The sequence below is a fragment of the Beijerinckia sp. 28-YEA-48 genome, assembly GCF_900104955.1.
Lineage (GTDB): Bacteria > Pseudomonadota > Alphaproteobacteria > Rhizobiales > Beijerinckiaceae > Terripilifer.
The window spans coordinates 4,881,159-4,900,533 of sequence record NZ_FNSI01000001.1 but is presented as its reverse complement, the minus strand read 5'-3'; the positions used below and the strand labels follow the sequence as shown (position 1 = coordinate 4,900,533).

Here is a 19,375-nt window from a genome sequence, read left to right as displayed (position 1 = left end):
CAGCTTCTCCTTTTGAAATTCATTGGCCTGGTATGAACACCACCGAAATTCTCTCCCGCCTTGCCGTCTCATTGGCCATCGGACTTCTGATTGGATTGGAACGCGGTTGGCGCTCGCGCGACGAACAAGATCATCAGCGTGCCGCCGGCTTGAGAACCTTCGCTTTGTCGGGATTGCTCGGCGGCGTCACCGGCGTCCTCTCGCAACAGGTCGGCGGCGCGCTTGTCAGTTCTGTTTTTGCCGTCTACGCCCTCGCCTTCACCGCCTTTCACTGGCTGGAAGCGAAAGCCGAACACAATATGAGTGTGACCGCCGTCGTCGCCGGCATGGTCACCTTTCTGCTCGGCACGATGGCGGTCACCGGCGACCAACAGATCGCAATTGCCTGCGCCGTTGCCATGGCGATCCTTCTGGCGCTGCGCGAGCAACTGCATAAATGGGTCGCCTCGCTGACATGGCCGGAAATTCGCTCCGTGCTCGTCCTCCTGACGATGTCGTTCCTGCTCCTGCCGCTTCTGCCCAACAAGCCGATCGACCCGTGGAATGCGATCAACCTGTATGAACTCTGGGTCCTCGCCATCTTGATCGCCACCATCTCCTTCTGCGGCTATATCGCCGTCAAAGTTGTTGGCGACCGGCTGGGCGTCGTCATGACGGCAGTCGCCGGCGGCCTGGCGTCATCGACCGCAACGACGGTCACTTTCGCACAGATGAACCGCGATCATCCGCAAGCCTTTCGCCTGCTGGGCGCCGGCATTCTGATCGCCGGCGTGATCATGGTGGCCCGCGTCGCCGTGATCGCCATCGCGCTCAACCCTGCGCTGTTGCCGAGCCTGGCGCCGCCGCTGATCGCGGGCGGCGCCATTCTCTGTCTCGGTGCCGCCGTCCTGTTGAGCCGGCGCGACAGCCACGAGAAGCCGAGCCTTGAGATCGCCAATCCGCTGGCACTGGGCACGACGATCAAGCTCGTCGTCTTCATCGCCGTCGTCATGCTGGCTGCGGAAGTGCTGCGCGACACTCTCGGCGGCGTCGGCATCATCATCCTGGCCTTCCTCTCCGGCATCGCCGACGTTGATGCGATCACCCTCTCAATGGCCAAACTGGGCGGCAAAGACCTCACCTTGAACATCGCCAGCGTGGCGATTCTCGTCGCCGTGGCCACCAACACTTTATCGAAGGCCGTTCTCTCGGCCTGGACCGGCGGCGCACGGATAGGGCTGCTGGTGGGTTGGATCAGCGCCGTGGCGGTTGTTGGTGGATTGGCCGTCGCTTTCTGGTGGCCGCAGGCGTGACGCGGCACCTCACCGCTTGCGCGCCACGATGTAGGGACGCTGATCGTTGCCCTTCGTGGCGTGGTTTTCGCTGGCCATAATGTCGAAGCCCGCGCCCTCGATGTACTGGCTCAGCTCCGCCGCCCGAAAGACCCCCGCATAAGGCGCTTGGCCGATGGCGCGCATCGCCGGCAAGACCAACCGGATGAGCGGGTTCATCTCTCCGACACAGGGTGTCTTGGAGACGAACACGCCGTCCGTGGCGATCAGCGCATGGATGCTGCGTAAGGTGCCCGGCAGGTCGCGAACCAGATGCAGATAATTGAAACCCAGCACCGCATTGAACGGCGCGTCAGGCAGCAGCGCTTCGGCTGTCGCCGCGCGAAAGATAAGGCCTGGGATCGGATCGGCCGCGCGTTTCTCCTCGGCGATCGCGACCATTGCAGAAGAGATATCCGTCGCCAGATAGTCCTGCACCTGGCCCGCAAGATGAAACGCCGTCGTTCCCGTGCCGCAGCCCAGTTCTATAACCCGATCGCCTGATCGCAACAGAGCGCGGGTGCGCGCCAGCGTGCGCTCATAGCCGGCCTGATCGGCGATCGCGCCCCTGGCATATTTCCGTGACGTCCGGTCCCAAAAGCGGGCGTCGCTCGCAAGACTCATGATGGTTGCTCCTCACCAACATCTTTAGCGGAGAAAGGCACGAACAGCGTTAGCGGGCATGCGGCAGCCCTTTTTTCGCTATCTGGTCGATCGCCGTGACAACATCACGATCAAGTTCGGGCGGCAGGTCGTGCCCCATGCCGGCAACGAGCCTGAAATCCGCATTCGCGATCGCAGCCGCCGTATCGCGACCGCAGGCTGGGGGAATAAGAAGATCATCAGCCCCGTGAATGACCAGGGTCGGCATGGTGATGGTCGCCAGACGCGCGCGACGGTCACCGGCAACCGCCATCGCAGCGATCTGCCGCCCGACACCGCCGGGATCGTAGGCGCGCCGCACCTCTTCCAGAACAAGTCGACGATAAGCGTCTTCATCAAACGGATAGCCCGTGCCGGCGATGCGACGGGCAAAGGCAAGGCTCTGCGCCAGAAATCCCGCCTCGTCGGAGTGGGGATTGGGCGAGGGGCGCATCAGCATCGCCATGATGTCGGGAGCGGCTTGTGGAAGCGCCGGATTGCCTGTGCTCGACATGATCGAGGTGAGCGACAAGATCCGCGTGGGATATTCACTCGCCATGATCTGCGCGATCATCCCGCCCATCGATCGGCCGACGACGTGCGCTTGCTCGATGGCCAAGGCATCCAGCAGGCCAATGGCATCGGCGGCCATGTCGTGCAGCGTGTAAGGAACCTCCGGCTGTCGCCCCGCCATGAGCGCCGCCGCCAGCGTTCCGAGATCAGGTGCCGCGCTTGCGCTGAAATGCGTCGAGCATCCGACGTCGCGATTGTCGAACCGGATCACGCGGTAGCCGCACGTCGCAAGCCTCTCGCAGAGCGGAACCGACCAACGGATCATCTGGGTGCCTAACCCAGCGATCAGCAAGACGGGTTCCTCGGCATCATGGCCGAAGCTCTCATAGGCCAATTCGAGGCCATTGGCCTGGACGGTTGTCATGATCTTGGCCGTTGCAATCCTCTGTGCCGAACCACCGACCGGTCAGGCGGGTCGCCCAATTAATACCCGGGTAAAATATATTTGCCAATAGGGTCTGGAGTCAATCGCGCGCCCTATCCGACACTCTCGATGCCGGCAAGGATCAGGTTAATGCCAGCCAGAAACTGCTCGCGGTCATCGTGCTCGGGCAACACCGCCGCCACCTGCCGCACGAACGGGTGTTCGACGGGATCGAGCTGCGCCCACTTGGCCGCGACGGCGCGCAGCGCCGTTGTCCGATCCATGTCGCGCGACAGGACGCCGGCGCCGGCCGCATATTGTCCGGCGAGGCCGAGGAGGAAGCTCATCAGGGCGGTGGCAGCATTGAACTGAGCCTGTTGGGGCACGCCAAGAGCCTGAATCTGCCCGCCAATACCCTCCAATATCCGCAGCACCGCGTACTGCCATGGGTCGCGCGACAGCTGTCCCCCCACCCAAGGATGGGCGTCGATCACATCGAACACACCCAGGGCAAGGGTGCGGATCGCGTCCTGCGGCGTCGCCCCTTTCACCGCCTCGGACGTGACACGGGCGATGATGTGGTCGGTGGCCGCGGCGAGCAGGTCCTGCTTGTCGGCGACGTGCCAATAGATCGCGCCGCTGCCGGTCGCCAGGCGCGCCGCCAATGCGCGGAAGGTGAGCGCGCCCTCGCCCTCCTTGTCGAGGATTTCGATCGCAGCCTCGACGATCCGCTCCTTCGAGAGGGCATCCGCGCGCCGTTCAGTCCGAATCTTAGGTGTCATGAGACTCAACTTGACATGCCTGGAACAATGTTCCAATAAGCATGAATGGAACAACGTTCCAATCCACTGTTGAAGGAAATCCGATGAAGACCCCCGTGACGATTATCGGGGCGGGCCTCGGTGGCCTGGTCCTGGCCCGTGTCCTCCATGTCCACGGCATCCCCGCGACGATTTACGAAGCCGAGCCTTCGGCGGAAGCCCGGACCCAAGGCGGCCAACTCGATATCCACGCGCACGATGGCCAGGTCGCACTGGCCGCGGCCGGCCTCACCGACGCATTCCGCGCCATCATCCACGCAGGCGGCGAGGCCACACGCGTGCTCGACCGGCACGGCGCGGTGCTCTTCGAAGAACTCGACGACAGCACGGGCGGCCGGCCCGAGGTTCTTCGGGGCGATCTGCGGCGCATTCTTCTGGACTCCCTGCCGCCAAGGACGATCCAGTGGGGCAAGAAGCTGAGCGATGTGACAGTGCTTGGCGACGGCCGACACGCGCTGAGCTTCGCCGATGGGTCGACCGCAACCAGCCACCTGCTCGTCGGCGCCGATGGCGCCTGGTCGAAAGTCAGGCCCCTGCTCTCCCAGGCAAAGCCCGAATATATCGGCACGTCATTCGTCGAGACCTACCTGCACGACGCCGATGCGCGACACGCCGCGGCAGCCGCTGCGGCCGGCGGTGGTTCCTTGTTCGCGCTTGCCGCCGGACAGGGAATTTTCGCGCATCGTGAGGCTGGAAACATTCTCCATGCTTATGTCGCGCTGAACCGACCGGCGACGTGGTTCGCCGATATCGACTTCAACAACACGAGCAGCTTGGCGAAAGTCGCGGCCGAGTTCGACGGATGGGCCCCAGCGCTCACCGCTTTGATCACCGATGGCGAAGCCGTGCCGGTCTTGCGCATGCTCCATACCCTCCCGACCGAACATCGATGGGAGCGCGTGCCGGGCGTGACACTTCTCGGAGACGCCGCGCATCTGGCGCCACCGGCCGGAGAAGGCGCGAACCTCGCGATGTTCGACGGCGCCGAGCTCGCAGCGGCGATCGCTGCCCACCCCGACAACGTCGAGGCGGCGCTTGCTGCCTATGAAGCGGCGATGTTTCCGCGCAGCCAAACGGCCGCAGCCGAGGCGCACCAGACCCTGGCGCTCTGTCTCGACGATCGCGCGCCCTTCAGCCTCATCGATTTCTTCAAGAGTGCGTTTGAGAGGCACGACGAAGGCGCCTCCATCGCTTGAGGAATTTACCCGTGATCTACGATGTCGTGATTGCCGGAGCCGGCCCCGTCGGCTTGTTTCTCGCCTGCGAGCTGCGCCTCGCGGACCTGTCCGTATTGGTGCTGGAGCAAGCCGAGGATCCCCACTCCCCCTTGAAGCGACTGCCGTTCGGCATGCGCGGCCTCTCAGTGCCCACCATTGAAGCCTTCGACCGTCGCGGATTGCTGGACGACATCGTTGCGGCACAGCGCGCGCGTGAGGCCACGGGCGGCAGCACCATGGCCGCCGCGCATTGGATGCAACAGCCGCGCCGCCCGGCCGGCCACTTCGCCGGCATCCAATTCTACTTCGACAACATCGACACTTCGAAATGGCCCTATCGTCTGCCAAGCTCGAACAGCACCAGCCTGGCGGTCGACATAGAAACGCTCGAGCTCGCATTGGCTGCTCACGCCCGCGCGATGGGCGTCGAGATCAGGCGCGGCCTCGGTGTCGAAGGCTTCGCTCTGTCGGACGAGGATGTGAGCATTCGGACTGCCGGCGAGACCTTTCGCGGACGCTGGCTCGTTGGATGTGATGGCGGCCGCAGCACGGTGCGCAAGGCCGGCGGCTTTGAGTTCGTCGGCACCGCTCCCGAATTCACCGGCTATTCCGTCGAAGTCGAGATGAGCGATCCAGACAAGCTGCCCCTGGGCCGTCACTACACGCCGACGGGCATGTACACTTACGCGCGGCCCGGGACGATCGGGATGGTCGATTTCGACGGCGGCGCATTCCATCGCACCCAGCCGATCACGCGCGAACATGTGCAGGCGGTTCTGCGCCGTGTCTCCTGCACGGATGTCACGCTGACCACGCTCCATCTCGCCAGCACCTGGACGGATCGCGCCTATCAGGCGACGGCTTACCGGAAAGGACGGGTGTTGCTCGCGGGCGATGCCGCGCACACCCATTCGCCCTTGGGCGGCCAAGGCCTCAATCTTGGACTGGGTGACGCGATGAACCTGGGTTGGAAGCTCGCTGCCACGATTAAAGGCCACGCGCCGATCGGTCTCCTCGACAGCTATGCGAACGAACGTCATCGCGTCGGCGCAGATGTCCTTGATTGGTCGCGCGCTCAAGTCGCACTCATGCGACCGAGCCGCAGTTCGCGCGCGCTCGAGGCTATCATCCGCGATCTCATCGACACGCGCGACGGCGCGACCTATTTCGCCGAGCGCGTGTGGGGCGTTTCCCTGCGCTATGATTTCGGCGACAGCCATCCGCTCGTGGGCCGCAGCGTGCCCGACTTCGAGCTCGCTGACGGAACGAAGATCGGCGGTCTGCTGAGAACAGGCAAAGGCCTATTGCTGGACTTCGACGCGCGTTCATCGCTGCAAGTGCTGGCAAGTGGTTGGCGTGACCGGATCGCCTATGTGGCGAGCGACGCCAAGGAGCGGCTGGGGCTGAGTGCCGTTCTCGTGCGACCCGACGGCTTCATCGCCTGGGCCTGCGAAGGAACGCCTGATCGTGACGAAGCCGCTCAGGCGCTGTCGCAATGGTTCGGTCGCCGGTCCGCCTGAAGCGGCGCGATCAAGACTTGAAGTAACGGTAAACGAGATCGATCGGATCGAGTTTCGGCGCTTGCTCGTCCAGCGTCGCGCCAAGACGCTCAGCCAATCTGCGCGAGCGTTCATTTTGCGGATCGATGTAACTGACCAAGGTGCTCAGTTGTCTTTCCTGTCGCGCCCAATCTCGCAGGGCGCTCGCAGCTTCAAAGGCGTAGCCTTTCCCTTCCGCCCCCGAATAGAGGAGCCAACCGAGTTCCCATTCGGGGAAAAGCGGCCCGAAATTGATTCCGACTTGTCCGAGACATGCGCTGGTGTTGCGCTCTTCGATCATGAGGGCGCCGCAGCCATAGAAATCCCATTGGGCGTGGTCGGCGCAGAATATGCCCCAAGCCATTTTGAGCGCGAATGGCCCGCCCACATAGCGCGCGCGCTCTGACGCCAGGAAATCGCGATAGGCGACCCAATCCTCGGGGCGCAGGGGACGCAGGATCAATCGCGTGGTCATAAGGGTCGGTATCATGATCGCCTGCGTCTCAGAGCACTGCCCTGCCCGGTCAGATCTCGTCGCGGCGCGTGGCCAGCAGGCACAGCAGGGAAATGATCGTGCAGACCAGCAGATAGTAGCCGACGGAGACGATGCCATAATGGCTCTGCAGCCAGACCGCGGCATAGGGCGCCAGCGACGCGCCCAGAATACCGGCGATGTTGAAGGTCATCGACGCCCCGGTATAGCGCACCTGCGGCGGGAACGGCGCGGCGAGAACCGCGCCGATGATGCCGTAGTTGAGACCGAACAGAAACATCGCCACCGTGACGAAGATGTAGATGGCCTCGACGTCGCCCGACAGCATCGGACCGAACGCAAACGAAAACGCGGCGATGGCCAGCATGCCGACGAGCAACAGCGTGCGCCGACCGAAAATATCGCCCAGCTTGCCAGCCAGTATCGTCGAGATGCCGAAAATCACGGAGGCATAGGCCTGCACGCCGATCGCATCGACCAAGGTCATATTCAGAACCTTGGTGTTGTAGGCCAACAGATAAGCGGTCGACAGGTAGAACAGTACAAAGGTCACCAGCGCCAGGAAGGAGCCGAGGAACAGACTGCGCTTGTGTTTGCGCAGCAGCTCAAAGGCCGGCACCGCAACTCGCTCGGCGCGATCGATCGCTGCCTGAAACTCCGGTGTCTCGCTGATCGACAGCCGCACCCAAAGGCCAACAACGATCAGAATGATCGAGACGACAAACGGAATGCGCCAGCCATAGTTCAGCAAATCCTCTTTCGACATGAAATGCAGAAGGATCCAGAACGTCGCCGAGGCCAGGAACAAGCCGAGCGGCGCGCCGAACTGCGGGAACATGCCGTACCAGCTGCGCTTGCCTTCCGGCGCGTTCTCGGTGGCCAGCAACACCGCGCCGCCCCATTCGCCCCCAAGACCAAAGCCCTGGCCGAAGCGGCACAGCGCCAGCAACAGCGGCGCCAGCAATCCAACCGAGGCATAGGTCGGCAGAAGGCCAATCATAACCGTCGAAACGCCCATGGTCAGCAGCGCCGCCACCAGCGTGGTTTTGCGGCCGACGCGATCGCCAAAATGGCCGAACACCAAGGCGCCGAACGGGCGGGCGAAGAAGGCGATCGAGAAGGTGGCAAAGGAGGCCAGCAAGGCCGTGGCGTCATCGCTGCCAGGGAAGAACAGCGTCGGGAAGACCACCACCGCGGCTGTCGCATAGATATAGAAGTCGTAGAATTCGATGGTCGTGCCGATCAGGCTGGCCGTCAGCACCCGCGCGGGGGAGTTCAGCGGCTTGGCGGCGGCAGCGAGGGGCGAGGTCGTTTGGGTCATCATCGTATCCTACGGATCGTATACGCCTCCGGGCGGACAGTCCGCAAAATTACGACGAACGGCCGGCCCACGCGATCAAGGCCCGGCCCCGGTCGTTTTCCGAAGGTGCAGTGGCGGAGAGGGAGGGATTCGAACCCCCGATACGGTTGCCCGTATGCCGCATTTCGAGTGCGGTGCATTCGACCACTCTGCCACCTCTCCGGGTGCGGACAAGCTGTCCGATGGTCGCGGCGACCTAACATGAACCTGCGGGCGCAGACAAGCGGTGTAGCGCCGATTTACGGGGGAAGGCGCACTTGCCCCCACTGCCGACGGATTCGATTGGGAAATCACCGAAAAATAACCTGGCAAACCACGATTTTGCCGGTTGACCCAGACTCGTCCCTGGCTATGATCCCCGCCGCTGCAAGGGTTTAGGCCCAAGCGCGGCCCCTGTGGCGGAACTGGTAGACGCGCTCGACTCAAAATCGAGTTCCGCAAGGAGTGCTGGTTCGATTCCGGCCAGGGGCACCATTTTTCTTTACCTAGCGCCGTTTTCGGCCGTCCTCGCGGGCGGGTGTGGCTGTATGGCCGTTTGACTGCCATCACGCACAAAAAAGCCCCGCACGGTGAGGCGCGGGGCTCCAAAACTTCGATGGCAACAGCCTATTTCCGCTCCACCTGGCTGACATCGCGCACCGCGCCGCGCGCCGCGTTGGTGGTCATCGCCGCATAGGCGCGGAGCGCCGGCGAGACTTTGCGCGGGCGCGCGGCCATCGGCTTCCAGGCGTCGCCGCCCTTGGCGACCATGGCCTCGTGGCGCGCCGCCAGGATGGCGTCGTCGACCTCGAGCTTCATCACCCGGTTGGGGATGTCGATGAGGATCGAATCGCCCTGCTCGACCAGGCCGATCAGGCCACCCTCGGCCGCTTCCGGCGAGACATGGCCGATGGACAGGCCCGAAGTGCCGCCGGAGAAGCGCCCGTCGGTGATCAAGGCGCAGGCTTTGCCCAGGCCCTTCGATTTCAGATAGCTGGTCGGATAGAGCATTTCCTGCATGCCCGGCCCGCCCTTCGGCCCTTCATAACGGATGACGACCACGTCGCCGGCCTTCACCTTGCCGGTGAGAATGCCGCTCACCGCGTCTTCCTGGCTTTCGTAGACGACCGCCGGGCCACGGAAGGTGAGGACCGATTCATCGACACCGGCCGTCTTCACGATCGAGCCTTCCGGCGCCAGATTGCCGAACAGCACGGCGAGGCCGCCGTCCTTGCTGAACGGATGTTCGGCCGAGCGGATGACGCCGTTCTCGCGATCGGTATCGAGCTCTTTCCAGCGCGCTGATTGGCTGAAGGCGGTCTGCGTCGGCACGCCGCCGGGCCCCGCCTTATAGAAATTGCGCACGTCCTCGCTCTTGGTGCGGCCGATGTCCCAGCGCGCCAATGCATCGTTCATGGTGGGCGCATGCACGGTCGGCAGGGTCGCGTCGATCAGATTGGCGCGTTCCAGTTCGCCCAGGATCGACATGATGCCGCCGGCACGATGCACGTCTTCCATATGCACGTCGGCCTTGGCCGGCGCGACCTTGCACAGGCACGGCACGCGACGCGACAGCCGATCGATATCGGCCATGGTGAAATCGACGCCGCCTTCCTGCGCGGCGGCCAAAAGGTGCAGCACCGTATTGGTCGAACCGCCCATGGCGATGTCGAGGCTCATGGCGTTCTCGAAGGCCTTGAAGCTGGCGATGTTGCGCGGCAGCGCCGTCGCGTCATCCTGCTCGTACCAGCGCTTGGCGAGATCGACGATCAGATGGCCGGCCTCGCGGAACAGCCGCTCGCGATCGGCATGGGTGGCGAGCGTCGAGCCATTGCCCGGCAGCGACAACCCAAGCGCTTCGGTGAGGCAGTTCATCGAATTGGCGGTGAACATGCCCGAGCATGAACCACAGGTCGGACAGGCCGAACGCTCGATCGTCTTCACTTCCTCGTCGGTATAGGAATCATCAGCAGCGACGACCATGGCGTCGATCAGATCGAGCGCGCGCGTCTCGCCCTTCATCACGACCTTGCCGGCTTCCATCGGGCCACCCGAGACGAAGACGACCGGGATGTTGAGCCGCATCGCCGCCATCAGCATGCCGGGCGTGATCTTGTCGCAATTGGAGATGCAGACCATCGCGTCGGCGCAATGGGCATTGACCATATATTCGACGCTGTCGGCGATCAGCTCGCGGCTCGGCAGCGAATAGAGCATGCCATCGTGGCCCATGGCGATACCGTCGTCGACAGCGATCGTGTTGAACTCCTTGGCGACGCCACCGGCGGCCTCGACCTCGCGCGCCACCAACTGACCCAGGTCCTTCAGATGGACATGGCCGGGCACGAACTGGGTGAAGCTGTTGGAGATGGCGATGATCGGCTTGCCGAAATCCTCGTCCTTCATGCCCGTCGCCCGCCACAGGCCGCGCGCGCCGGCCATGTTGCGGCCATGGGTGGTGGTTCTGGAACGATATGCCGGCATGGGTCCAAGCCTCTATGTCGCGCCTCTGAGGGGCAGCTGTGGGGTTAGTTTGGAACTTCTCTACGCTGCTTCCGGAACAAGGTGAAATATATTATTTCATGCTAATAAGGTCGTAAAATATATCAGTCTGGATTGAATTATGGACGTCCGCCAGCTCCGACAGTTCGCCACCGTGGCCGAAACCCTGCATTTCGGCCGCGCCGCCGCCCGGCTCGGCATGACCCAGCCACCGCTCAGCCAGTCCATACAAGCGCTCGAGCGGGAGCTGGGCACGCCCCTGTTCGTGCGCACCAAGCGCAGCGTGGCCCTGACTCCCTTCGGCGAACAATGGCTCATTCCGGTGCGCGCCGCCCTTGAGGGGGTGAACGCCCTGCCCGACATCGCCAAACGCCTGCGCGATGGCGAAACCGGCCGGCTTGAGCTCTCCTTCGTCTCGACCGCCGACTACAGCATCCTGCCAACCCTGGTGCGCCGCTATGCGTCGCTCTATCCCGATGTCGAGATCGCCCTGACCGAGGCGACGAGCGACGTGCAGATCACGGCTCTGCTGGAAGGCCGCGGCCATGCCGGGCTCATCATCCCGCCAGCCGACGGCACATTGCCGGAGCAGCTTGGCTATCATCGCCTCGTCTCCGAACCGCTGGTCGCCGCCGTGCCCGACAGCTGGATCGACGAGGGACGCCTGCCGCTCACCAACAACCAGCTGGCGCCAGACGCCGTGGTCCACGCGCCGCTGGTCATTTTTCCGCGCCAGTCGGCGCCGTCGTTCTACGATCTCGTCACCGGCTATTTCACCGCCCATGGCCGGCCCGCGACAATCGTACAGAAGGCCATTCAGATGCAGACGATCATCAGTCTCGTCTCCGCCGGCATGGGCATCGCGCTGGTGCCGGCCTCATTGCGCCATCTCGCCCGCACCGGCGTGCGCTACATCGACCTGATGGTCGAACCACCGACGCTTGAAACCGGCATCGCCTGGCGCACCGACGACATGACGCCGACCTTGCGCCGTTTCCTCGCCACGGTGATCGACGATCCCACGGGCCTCGTTTCGCAGCCGGTCGGCAGTTGACATTAAAGCATCATGTAATGATAAAAGTTACATGACAAGAGATAACGATTTGCCGAGCGCTCCCAACAGCACTGCGGCCTTTAACGCGGCCCATGCACGCGCTTATGCCGAGGGGCCGCCCAGACAAGTTCCCGGCTTCGCCGGCCTTCTCCGCATGACTTCGATGTTTTTAGCGGAGCGCATCTCCGCCCACGGGCGGGTGCTGGTGCTCGGCGCGGGTGGCGGCCTGGAGCTCAAGGCGCTCGCCGACGATCATCCCGGTTGGACGTTTGATGGCGTGGACCCATCGGCCGACATGCTCCAGGTGGCGAAACAGATCGTGGCACCGCACGCGGCGCGCATCCACCTTCATGAAGGTTACATCGACACTGCGCCGCAAGGGCCGTTCGATGGCGCCACTTGCTTGCTGACACTGCATTTCGTGTCCCGCGATCAACGCCTCGAGACCCTGCGCCAGATCCATCGTCGCCTTGTGCCGCGTGCACCATTCGTCGTCGCTCACATCAGTTTTCCGCAGACCGAGCCCGAGCGGTCGATATGGATCGCTCGTCATGTCACCTTCAGCGGAACCGACCCCGCTCACGTCGAGCGCGCCAAGCAGGCGATCGCGACCAAGCTATCCATTCTGTCGCCTGAGGAAGACGAAGCCCTGCTGCGCGAAGCGGGGTTCTCAAACGTCAGTCTATTCTATGCCGGCCTGAGTTTCAGAGGCTGGGTAGGATACGCATAGCCTCGCCATCACACCCATGCAGCTGCACGATGAAGATGACAGCAAAGGTGTCGGCAACTTGATCTGATGATCGCCTTCTTCGTGACGCGAACGACCTGTGCGGCGTTGCACATCGATGCGTCGATGTCTGTGAGACCTTGCGAGCGTGGCTGATGCAGCTCCCCTCATCACCACAGGACTTGAATATCTCACGCCCTCGCAACTCTAGGAGATATGTCATGAAAAAGCTCATTCTCGCCGCTTCGTTTGCAGCCCTCGCCACCGTCGGCTTGTCCGCCACCAGCGCCTCCGCCAAAGGCTGGGGTGGTGGTGGTTGGGGTGGTGGCTGGGGTCATCATCACCACTTCCATGGTGGTGGCTGGGGTTATGGTGGTGGCTACGGCTACCGCATGGCTTACATTCCGCGCTGCCGCTTGGTGCCCGGTTATATCGGTTGGGTTCGCGTCTGCCGTTAACCGTTGTGTCTGAGTGAGAGAGCCGGTTCATACGAGCCGGCTCTTTCGTTGTTGCTCGTCTTGAGACTTCTTGCCGCTTGCAGCGCCTTTCCCTACAAACGGACAATCGGCATTCGCAAACGAGTGCGACAACGGAGGGGACGATGCGCCAGAAGTATTTAGGGATGATTTTGGGCGCCTGTATCCTCGCTGGACCTCATCCAACCATTGCCCAAACGAACCCGGCGCAAACCGGCCTGGCATCGACGCAGCCCATCAAGATCCTTGTCGGCGCGCCTCCCGGCGGAACGACCGACACCATGGCGCGCGCCATCGCCGCTGAAATAGCGCCGGCCTTGGGTCAAACGGTCATCATCGAAAATCGGCCAGGCGCCGGTGGCAATATCGCCGCTGACTTCGTCGCCAAAGCCGCTCCCGATGGCCACACCCTGCTGATGAGTTTCACCAGCCACACGATCAACGCCACGCTCTATTCAAAGCTGCCATTCGATCCGATCAACGACTTCACGCCCATCAGCATGATCGCCACGGTGCCCAACATACTGGTTGGCCATCCGCAAGTGCCCGCCAAGACCCTCCCCGAACTCATCGCGCTCGCGAAACAGAAGCCGGGCAAGCTCACCATCGCGATCGGCGGAACCGGCTCGTCTCTCCACATGGCTGGCGAGCAATTCAAGACCATGGCCAACATCGATCTTTTGAACGTCCCCTACAAAGGCACGGCGCCGGCGATAGCTGACGTCGTGGCTGGCCACGTCGATTTGATGTTTATCAGCCCCGTCGTCGGCCTGTCGCAAATCCGCGCCGGAAATCTACGCGCCTACGCGGTCACAACGCTCGACCGCCAAGCTGCCCTGCCCGATGTCCCCTCCGTCAGCGAAGTGATTCCGCAATTCGAGTCATCCGCCTGGTTTGGCCTCTTCGCGCCAGCCAACCTTCCCGCGCCGATCGCGACGAAATTGAATGCCGTCGTTGTCGCCGCGCTCAATGGCCCGAAGATGCGCAGCCAGATGGCGACCGAAGGCGCGACGCCAGCCGGCAACAGCCTCACCGACTTCGCGGCTTTCATTCGCCGCGACGTCGCCCGTTGGGCACCGATCGTCAAGCAATCGGGCGCTACGGTGGAATAAGCGTTTATTGCGTTGGCTTGACGCCGTCTTTCGACACCTGCACGCGCACGGCCGTGTATTTGCCACCGTCGTTGCGCGCGGCGACATAGATCGTTTCGCCCGGCTTGAGATCGGCGCGCGTGCCCGGCGCTGATTGCGACATCGGCGTGCCCGGCGGCACCAGCACTTTCACCGTTCCCGTCTTATAGTTGAGCGTCAGCTCGTTGCCGCCGCTCGCCGCGACCGAGGCTTCCAGAACCGCATTGGTCATCGTCGATTGCGGCGCCAGATCATAGGACGAAAGACCCGCCGGTGCGGCCGGTGGGATCGGCCGCACGTCGATGGCGACGACCTTGTCGTCGCGCACCACCGTCGTGACGCCCAGCGTCATCCCCGGCTTCACATCGGCCATGGTGAAGGGCCGCGTGATCGCGACATTCACCGTCTCCGGCAGATCGACTGTGATGTCACGGCTATCCTGCGTCTTGATGGCGATGACCTTGCCGTCGAAACTGGTGATCGTGCCGCGAATATTGGTCGCCTGCTGCGCCAACGCCGGCGCAACAAAGCCCAGCATGGCGAGACCGACTACAGCCTGAAATGAAAACATCGATCGCATAACTTCCTCCCCCGGGGCTCCCATGGCCCTTATAGCTTTTTGTGAGTGATTTTCGCATGGTTAGGCGCCGAGGCGAGCGATGCAAAGCAACTTCACGTGAGGACGAATTGGTGTCGCGCTCAGCTTGCGCTCAACGCGCCAGCCCGAGCCAGAAGGCGATCTGCGGCCAAGACAACACGACAGCCGCACCAGCCAAGATGCAGACGAACGCCGAAGCGGCGAGCTTGGGCCAGGACAGCCGTGGCGCTTTCGGCGTTTCCAGCGGCACCGAGCCGCCGACGCGTGGCGTCCGGGCCATCCGTTTAAAGGCAGGATCAAGCTTGAGCTGGCTCACGAGACGCTCTCTTCGATCACAGACCGTTCCATCACACGGAACTCAAGACGCCGAAACTGGCGCGTTAGTCTTGACCAAAGCTTAGCGGAATCGCTGGCATTTGAACGATTGTCGCACTTTGAACCGGCGCGACCCCTTTGATGCCGCACAGGCTTTTCAGGATATGAATCGCACCCGGTAAACTCGCGGCAACGCTGCAACATCGCCGCACTCTGGAATGGTGAAGGCCACGTTCGCCGTGGCCTTCACGGATCGTATCCAGTTAGCCGACGACCAGCTTCACCAGAAAGGCGATGGCGATCAGCGGCACGGCGAGGTTCAAGTCTGACCAGCGGCCGGACAGAATCTTGATCGCCGTATAGACGATGAAGCCAATGCCGAGGCCATCGGCGATCGAGTAGGTGAGCGGCATGGTGATCGCCGTGACGATGGCCGGGACGAACTCCGTCGTATCTTCCCAGTCGAGATCCTTCAGGCTGCGCGTCATCAGGCAGGCCACATACAGCAGAGCCGGCGCGGTTGCGAAGGCCGGCACGGTGCCAGCCAAGGGCGCGAAAAACACGGCAAGCAGGAAGCAGATCGCCACGACGACAGCGGTGAGACCGGTACGGCCGCCGGCATCGACACCCGCGGCGCTCTCGATATAGCTCGTCGTCGTCGAGGTACCGAGTGCGGCGCCGACCGCAGCCGACGTCGAGTCGACCATCAAGGCGCGACCGATACGCGGCAGTTTGCCATCCTTATCGAGAAACCCACCACGATGGGCCACGCCGATCAGCGTGCCGGTGTTGTCGAACATATCAACGAAGAGGAAGACGAAGACGATGGTCCAAAGGCCGACCTCGAACGCGCCCCTGATGTCCATTTTCAAAAACACCGGCGCCATCGAAGGCGGCATCGAAGCAATGCCCTTAAACTCCGTCAGGCCCAGTAGGGCGGCAGCAATCGTCACCAGCAGGATCGAGATGATGATCGCTCCGGTGACTTTCCGCGCCGACAGAGCCGCGATCAAAACAAAGCCGATGGTCGCCAGCAGCACGGGAAGTGTCGTGACATCGCCCAAGGACACGAGGGTCGCCGGGTTGCCGACAATGATCTTGGCATTCTCAAGCGCGATGATGCCGAGGAACAGGCCGATACCAGCCGCGATGCCAAGCTTCAGCGACAACGGGATGGCGTTGACGATCCATTCGCGCAACTTCACCGCCGAAATCAGGAAGAAGATCAGCCCGGAAATGAACACCGCGCCAAGCGCCGTCTCCCAGGCGAAGCCCATCTTCTTGACGACGACAAAAGTGAAGTAGGCATTGAGACCCATGCCCGGCGCAAGCGCGATCGGATAATTGGCGAACAGGCCCATAAAGGCGCTGCCGAAGGCCGCCGCGAGACAGGTCGCGACGAAGACGGCGCCGAAATCCATCCCCGTCTGGCTGAGGATCGAGGGATTGACGAAGATGATATAGGCCATCGTCAGGAAGGTCGTGATCCCGGCGATCACCTCAGTGCGCACGCTCGTGCCATTCGCTTCGAGCTTGAAAAAGTCATTCAGCATTGACGCCCCCGCGTTCTTCTATGCCCCAGTATCGCTTAAGCCACTGTCCAACAGCCTCCGCGACACGGCAAGACTTTATTAACAATTTCCGTCGCTTCGCACAGGCTAGCAGCGCGCGATATTTGCCTTTCATTAACCCTGATAGGGCACAGTCAATACATCATTAACCATCTGATTCCGATCTTGGATTCAGCGGCGCGGAATTCTTCATGCGACGGCCCGGACGCGGCGCGGCGCCGGCCCAGCGAGCGGCAACGTTCGCATCCGTATGCGCGGCGCTGCTGGCCGCCAGCACCGCCGTAGCAGGTGATGTGCCAAACCCGGCCTTTAATCCCCAGACTTACGAACTGCGCCTGGGCACGTTCGTCCACGACAGCCTCAGCCCCGAACGCGGCAGCATCGACATCAATGCCGAAGCGCTCTTCGCACCTTTCCACCCGCCGCCATCCGCCCTGTCCTGGCTGACACCGCGCCTGCATGCCGGCACCACGATCAACACCGCCGGCAAGACCAGTTCGCTCTATACCGGCCTGACCTGGACGTTCGACCTGACGCAAAGCCTGTTCGCGGAAATGTCTTTCGGCGGCGCCATCCACAACGGCACGATCGGCGCCGTACCGGTGCCAGGCCGGAACGCCATGGGCTGCCGCGCCGCTTTCCGCGAGAGCGTGTCGCTGGGCTATCGCTTCACATCCAGCCTCGCCGTGATGGGCACGGTCGAACACCTGTCGAATGCCGGCTTGTGCGCGCGCAATCGCGGCCTGACCAATTTCGGCCTGCGCGCCGCCTGGTCGTTCTAGGCGAAATCGCGTTTCCATGGGAACGCGATTTGCACCAGCTACGCACCTATATCTTGATGTCAGACCTGACGCGCCAGCGGCGCGAAAATCGCCACCACCTGCTCATAGACCGGGCGCTTGAACGGGATGATCAGCGATGGCAGCTGAGTCATTTCCTCCCAGCGCCAGGCATCGAACTCCGGCTTATGGCCTCCCGGCGGATGTTCGATATTGATCTCGCTGTCATCGCCGGTGAAGCGGAAGGCGAACCATTTCTGAATCTGGCCACGATATTTGCCGCGCCAGGATTGCTGGGCGATGTCGTCGGGCAGATCGTAGGCGAGCCATTCCGGTGCTTCGCCGATCAAAGTGGCGGACGTCACGCTGGTCTCTTCCATCAATTCGCGCCGCGCCGCCACCAGCGGCTCCTCGTCGTCATCGATGCCGCCCTGCGGCATCTGCCACTCGTGCCCCGGCGCCACATGCTCGACCAGGTTCTTGTTGCGACGACGGCCGATGAAGGCCAACCCGTCGCGGTTGAGCAGCATCACGCCGACACAGGGACGGTATGCGTCTTTCGCCATCATCGCCTCGAATTCAATTACTCTAGCGGCGCGCCCGCGAAGACACCGAAGGTGCACGTGTCGCCAGCGCGCTCACGGGAACGAGCGTTATGCCGCGGTTCTCCAACGTTCTCGTGAAACGCGCAATGCGCTCGATGATCACCGGCAAACCGTTCGCGGTGCCCACCGCGACGCCCTTGTCGCGGGCGAGGCTCTCAAGCCGCGTCAGCGCCGCGTCGATTTCTTCACCATTGCGGCTTTCGACCAGAACATCGGCGCCGACAAAGGACGTATTGGTGGTCTGGCTGAGCGAGCGGGCCAAGGAGCGCGGCGAACTGCCGTCATCGAGATAAAGCAGACCGCGCGCCCCGATATCGCGCAGCACCGGCGTGAACGCCGGCTCGCTCGCCGTGAAGCGCCCGCCCAGGAAGCCGGCGATGCCGACATAGCCCTGGAAGCGGCTCATCTGCCAATACAGATTGTCGAGGATCTGCGCTTTCTCTTGCGACGTCTTCAGCACGAAGGGGCCGGGATCGTCGCTCTCGCCAAAGCTTTCCATCGGCGATTGCAGGATCACCTCATGGCCGGCGCTGCGCGCTTCCGCCACCAAAGTATCGAGATCGCTGCCATAGGGCGCGAAGCCAAGCGTGACCGCGCCGGGCAATTGGTTGATCGCCTCGCGCGTCAGCGTGATATTCAGCCCCATGCCACCGACCATCAGCGCCACGCGCGGCGTGCCCGAGCGGGCATCGGTGCGGCTGATCAGCGGCCGGGCATAAATATCCGCTGCTCGCGTGCCGTCGGCGCCCATCTTCGGCAACGGTCCATAGGGACCCTTCTCGACCAGGCGGCGATCTGGCGCTGGCGTCAGCTGGATATCGAATGTCTTGGGCACCTGGATGATGAGCCCGGCCGGAACCTCGCCACCATCGCCGCCACGGGTCACTTTCACACCGGCGGCGGCCTCGACTTCGGCGCCGCTGGCGCGCGGTGGGATCGACCCGGTGACATCAGGAGCGCTCGCAACGGGCGCAGCAACAATGGCAGGCTTCTCCGGCGCGACCCGCTCGATGCGCGCCACGGCATAAGGCTCGCCGCCCATCGAATCCTTACCGCGCCAGATCAGCACCGCGATGCCCGCGACAGCCACGACACTGGCGCCAACGACCAGCTGCCGCGCCGACAAATGGCTCGGCGGCCCGCGACGCCGTGGCTCAAGGCCAAGGGGCGCATGCAGAGGGGAACTGGAGAGAGAGTCGAATTCGTCCTGATCGGGACCCTGCATGCCAGTATTCCGTCCAACCAATGCCATTTCTCAGATGCGCCGCGTTTTCGAATCAAAAGGCCCGGCGCTGCATTTTCATGCGACACGCCGGGCCAG

Annotated in this window: 19 protein-coding genes and 2 tRNA genes; 9 read left to right on the top strand and 12 right to left on the bottom strand. The window is 62.9% G+C overall.

Annotated features, from left to right (window positions below):
* The first annotated feature begins 32 nt into the window (after positions 1-32).
* Positions 33-1,292 (top strand): MgtC/SapB family protein, encoded by a 1,260-nt coding sequence (locus BLW50_RS22955; protein ID WP_090707012.1) that lies wholly within the window; start codon positions 33-35, stop codon positions 1,290-1,292.
* Between the two features lie 9 nt (positions 1,293-1,301).
* Here BLW50_RS22955 and BLW50_RS22950 read toward each other — a convergent pair whose 3' ends face one another.
* From BLW50_RS22950 to BLW50_RS22940, 3 genes are all read right to left on the bottom strand, one after another.
* A complete protein-coding gene (locus BLW50_RS22950; protein WP_090707010.1) occupies positions 1,302-1,934 on the bottom strand; it encodes a class I SAM-dependent methyltransferase in 633 nt (210 codons plus the stop codon).
* Between the two features lie 49 nt (positions 1,935-1,983).
* Positions 1,984-2,889: an alpha/beta fold hydrolase gene (locus BLW50_RS22945; RefSeq protein ID WP_090707007.1), complete on the bottom strand. Its 906-nt coding sequence runs from the start codon at positions 2,887-2,889 to the stop codon at positions 1,984-1,986.
* 113 nt (positions 2,890-3,002) lie between these two features.
* On the bottom strand, positions 3,003-3,671 hold the full coding sequence (locus tag BLW50_RS22940; RefSeq protein ID WP_090707005.1) for a TetR/AcrR family transcriptional regulator: 669 nt from the start codon (positions 3,669-3,671) through the stop codon (positions 3,003-3,005).
* An 83-nt stretch (positions 3,672-3,754) separates the two neighbouring features.
* On the opposite strand from BLW50_RS22940, the gene BLW50_RS22935 reads away from it, so the two are divergent.
* Together BLW50_RS22935 and BLW50_RS22930 are read left to right on the top strand one after the other, a co-directional pair.
* A complete protein-coding gene (locus BLW50_RS22935; protein WP_090707001.1) occupies positions 3,755-4,906 on the top strand; it encodes an FAD-dependent oxidoreductase in 1,152 nt (383 codons plus the stop codon).
* Complete coding sequence (locus BLW50_RS22930; protein ID WP_090707000.1) at positions 4,903-6,447, top strand: FAD-dependent monooxygenase; 1,545 nt, start codon at positions 4,903-4,905, stop codon at positions 6,445-6,447. The genes BLW50_RS22935 and BLW50_RS22930 overlap by 4 nt, the downstream gene beginning before the upstream one ends.
* 10 nt (positions 6,448-6,457) lie before the next feature.
* Here the strand turns inward: BLW50_RS22930 and BLW50_RS22925 are convergent, their stop codons facing one another.
* From BLW50_RS22925 to BLW50_RS22915, 3 genes are all read right to left on the bottom strand, one after another.
* Entirely contained in the window at positions 6,458-6,955 is a 498-nt protein-coding gene (locus tag BLW50_RS22925; protein ID WP_090706999.1) for a GNAT family N-acetyltransferase, read from the bottom strand.
* Positions 6,956-6,989: 34 nt separating this feature from the next.
* A complete protein-coding gene (locus tag BLW50_RS22920; RefSeq protein ID WP_090709561.1) occupies positions 6,990-8,279 on the bottom strand; it encodes an MFS transporter in 1,290 nt (429 codons plus the stop codon).
* A 111-nt stretch (positions 8,280-8,390) separates the two neighbouring features.
* Positions 8,391-8,480, bottom strand: a tRNA-Ser gene (locus BLW50_RS22915).
* 227 nt (positions 8,481-8,707) lie between these two features.
* Between BLW50_RS22915 and BLW50_RS22910 the strand changes: the two genes are divergently transcribed.
* Positions 8,708-8,792 (top strand) — tRNA-Leu (locus BLW50_RS22910).
* A 132-nt stretch (positions 8,793-8,924) separates the two neighbouring features.
* Here BLW50_RS22910 and ilvD read toward each other — a convergent pair.
* A complete protein-coding gene (gene ilvD / locus BLW50_RS22905) occupies positions 8,925-10,781 on the bottom strand; it encodes a dihydroxy-acid dehydratase (RefSeq protein WP_090706998.1) in 1,857 nt (618 codons plus the stop codon).
* 139 nt (positions 10,782-10,920) lie between these two features.
* Between ilvD and BLW50_RS22900 the strand changes: the two genes are divergently transcribed.
* The 4 genes from BLW50_RS22900 to BLW50_RS22885 all read left to right on the top strand — a co-directional run bounded on the left by BLW50_RS22900 (position 10,921) and on the right by BLW50_RS22885 (position 14,168).
* Positions 10,921-11,853 carry a LysR family transcriptional regulator gene (locus tag BLW50_RS22900; protein ID WP_090706997.1) on the top strand — a complete coding sequence of 311 codons (933 nt, stop codon included), beginning with the start codon at positions 10,921-10,923 and terminating at the stop codon, positions 11,851-11,853.
* Positions 11,854-11,884: 31 nt separating this feature from the next.
* On the top strand, positions 11,885-12,583 hold the full coding sequence (locus tag BLW50_RS22895; protein WP_090706996.1) for a class I SAM-dependent methyltransferase: 699 nt from the start codon (positions 11,885-11,887) through the stop codon (positions 12,581-12,583).
* 218 nt (positions 12,584-12,801) lie between these two features.
* Positions 12,802-13,038, top strand: a complete 237-nt coding sequence (locus BLW50_RS22890) for a hypothetical protein (protein ID WP_090706994.1) — start codon at positions 12,802-12,804, stop codon at positions 13,036-13,038.
* A 143-nt stretch (positions 13,039-13,181) separates the two neighbouring features.
* Entirely contained in the window at positions 13,182-14,168 is a 987-nt protein-coding gene (locus tag BLW50_RS22885; protein WP_210186114.1) for a tripartite tricarboxylate transporter substrate binding protein, read from the top strand.
* Between the two features lie 4 nt (positions 14,169-14,172).
* Here the strand turns inward: BLW50_RS22885 and BLW50_RS22880 are convergent, their stop codons facing one another.
* The 3 genes from BLW50_RS22880 to BLW50_RS22875 form a co-directional block, all read right to left on the bottom strand.
* Complete coding sequence (locus tag BLW50_RS22880) at positions 14,173-14,766, bottom strand: hypothetical protein (RefSeq protein WP_139267712.1); 594 nt, start codon at positions 14,764-14,766, stop codon at positions 14,173-14,175.
* Between the two features lie 130 nt (positions 14,767-14,896).
* Positions 14,897-15,100, bottom strand: coding sequence for a hypothetical protein (locus BLW50_RS30475; protein ID WP_139267711.1), 204 nt, complete (start codon positions 15,098-15,100; stop codon positions 14,897-14,899).
* A 262-nt stretch (positions 15,101-15,362) separates the two neighbouring features.
* The gene (locus BLW50_RS22875) at positions 15,363-16,652 is read right to left on the bottom strand and encodes an NCS2 family permease (protein WP_090706988.1); all 1,290 of its coding nucleotides are present in this window, start codon (positions 16,650-16,652) and stop codon (positions 15,363-15,365) included.
* 209 nt (positions 16,653-16,861) lie between these two features.
* On the opposite strand from BLW50_RS22875, the gene BLW50_RS22870 reads away from it, so the two are divergent.
* Positions 16,862-17,452, top strand: a complete 591-nt coding sequence (locus BLW50_RS22870; RefSeq protein ID WP_090706985.1) for an acyloxyacyl hydrolase — start codon at positions 16,862-16,864, stop codon at positions 17,450-17,452.
* Between the two features lie 59 nt (positions 17,453-17,511).
* On the opposite strand, the gene BLW50_RS22865 is transcribed toward BLW50_RS22870, so the two are convergent.
* Together BLW50_RS22865 and BLW50_RS22860 are read right to left on the bottom strand one after the other, a co-directional pair.
* Positions 17,512-18,015 (bottom strand): RNA pyrophosphohydrolase, encoded by a 504-nt coding sequence (locus BLW50_RS22865; RefSeq protein ID WP_090709559.1) that lies wholly within the window; start codon positions 18,013-18,015, stop codon positions 17,512-17,514.
* 22 nt (positions 18,016-18,037) lie between these two features.
* The gene (locus BLW50_RS22860; RefSeq protein ID WP_170850304.1) at positions 18,038-19,279 is read right to left on the bottom strand and encodes a divergent polysaccharide deacetylase family protein; all 1,242 of its coding nucleotides are present in this window, start codon (positions 19,277-19,279) and stop codon (positions 18,038-18,040) included.
* Positions 19,280-19,375: the final 96 nt, after the last annotated feature.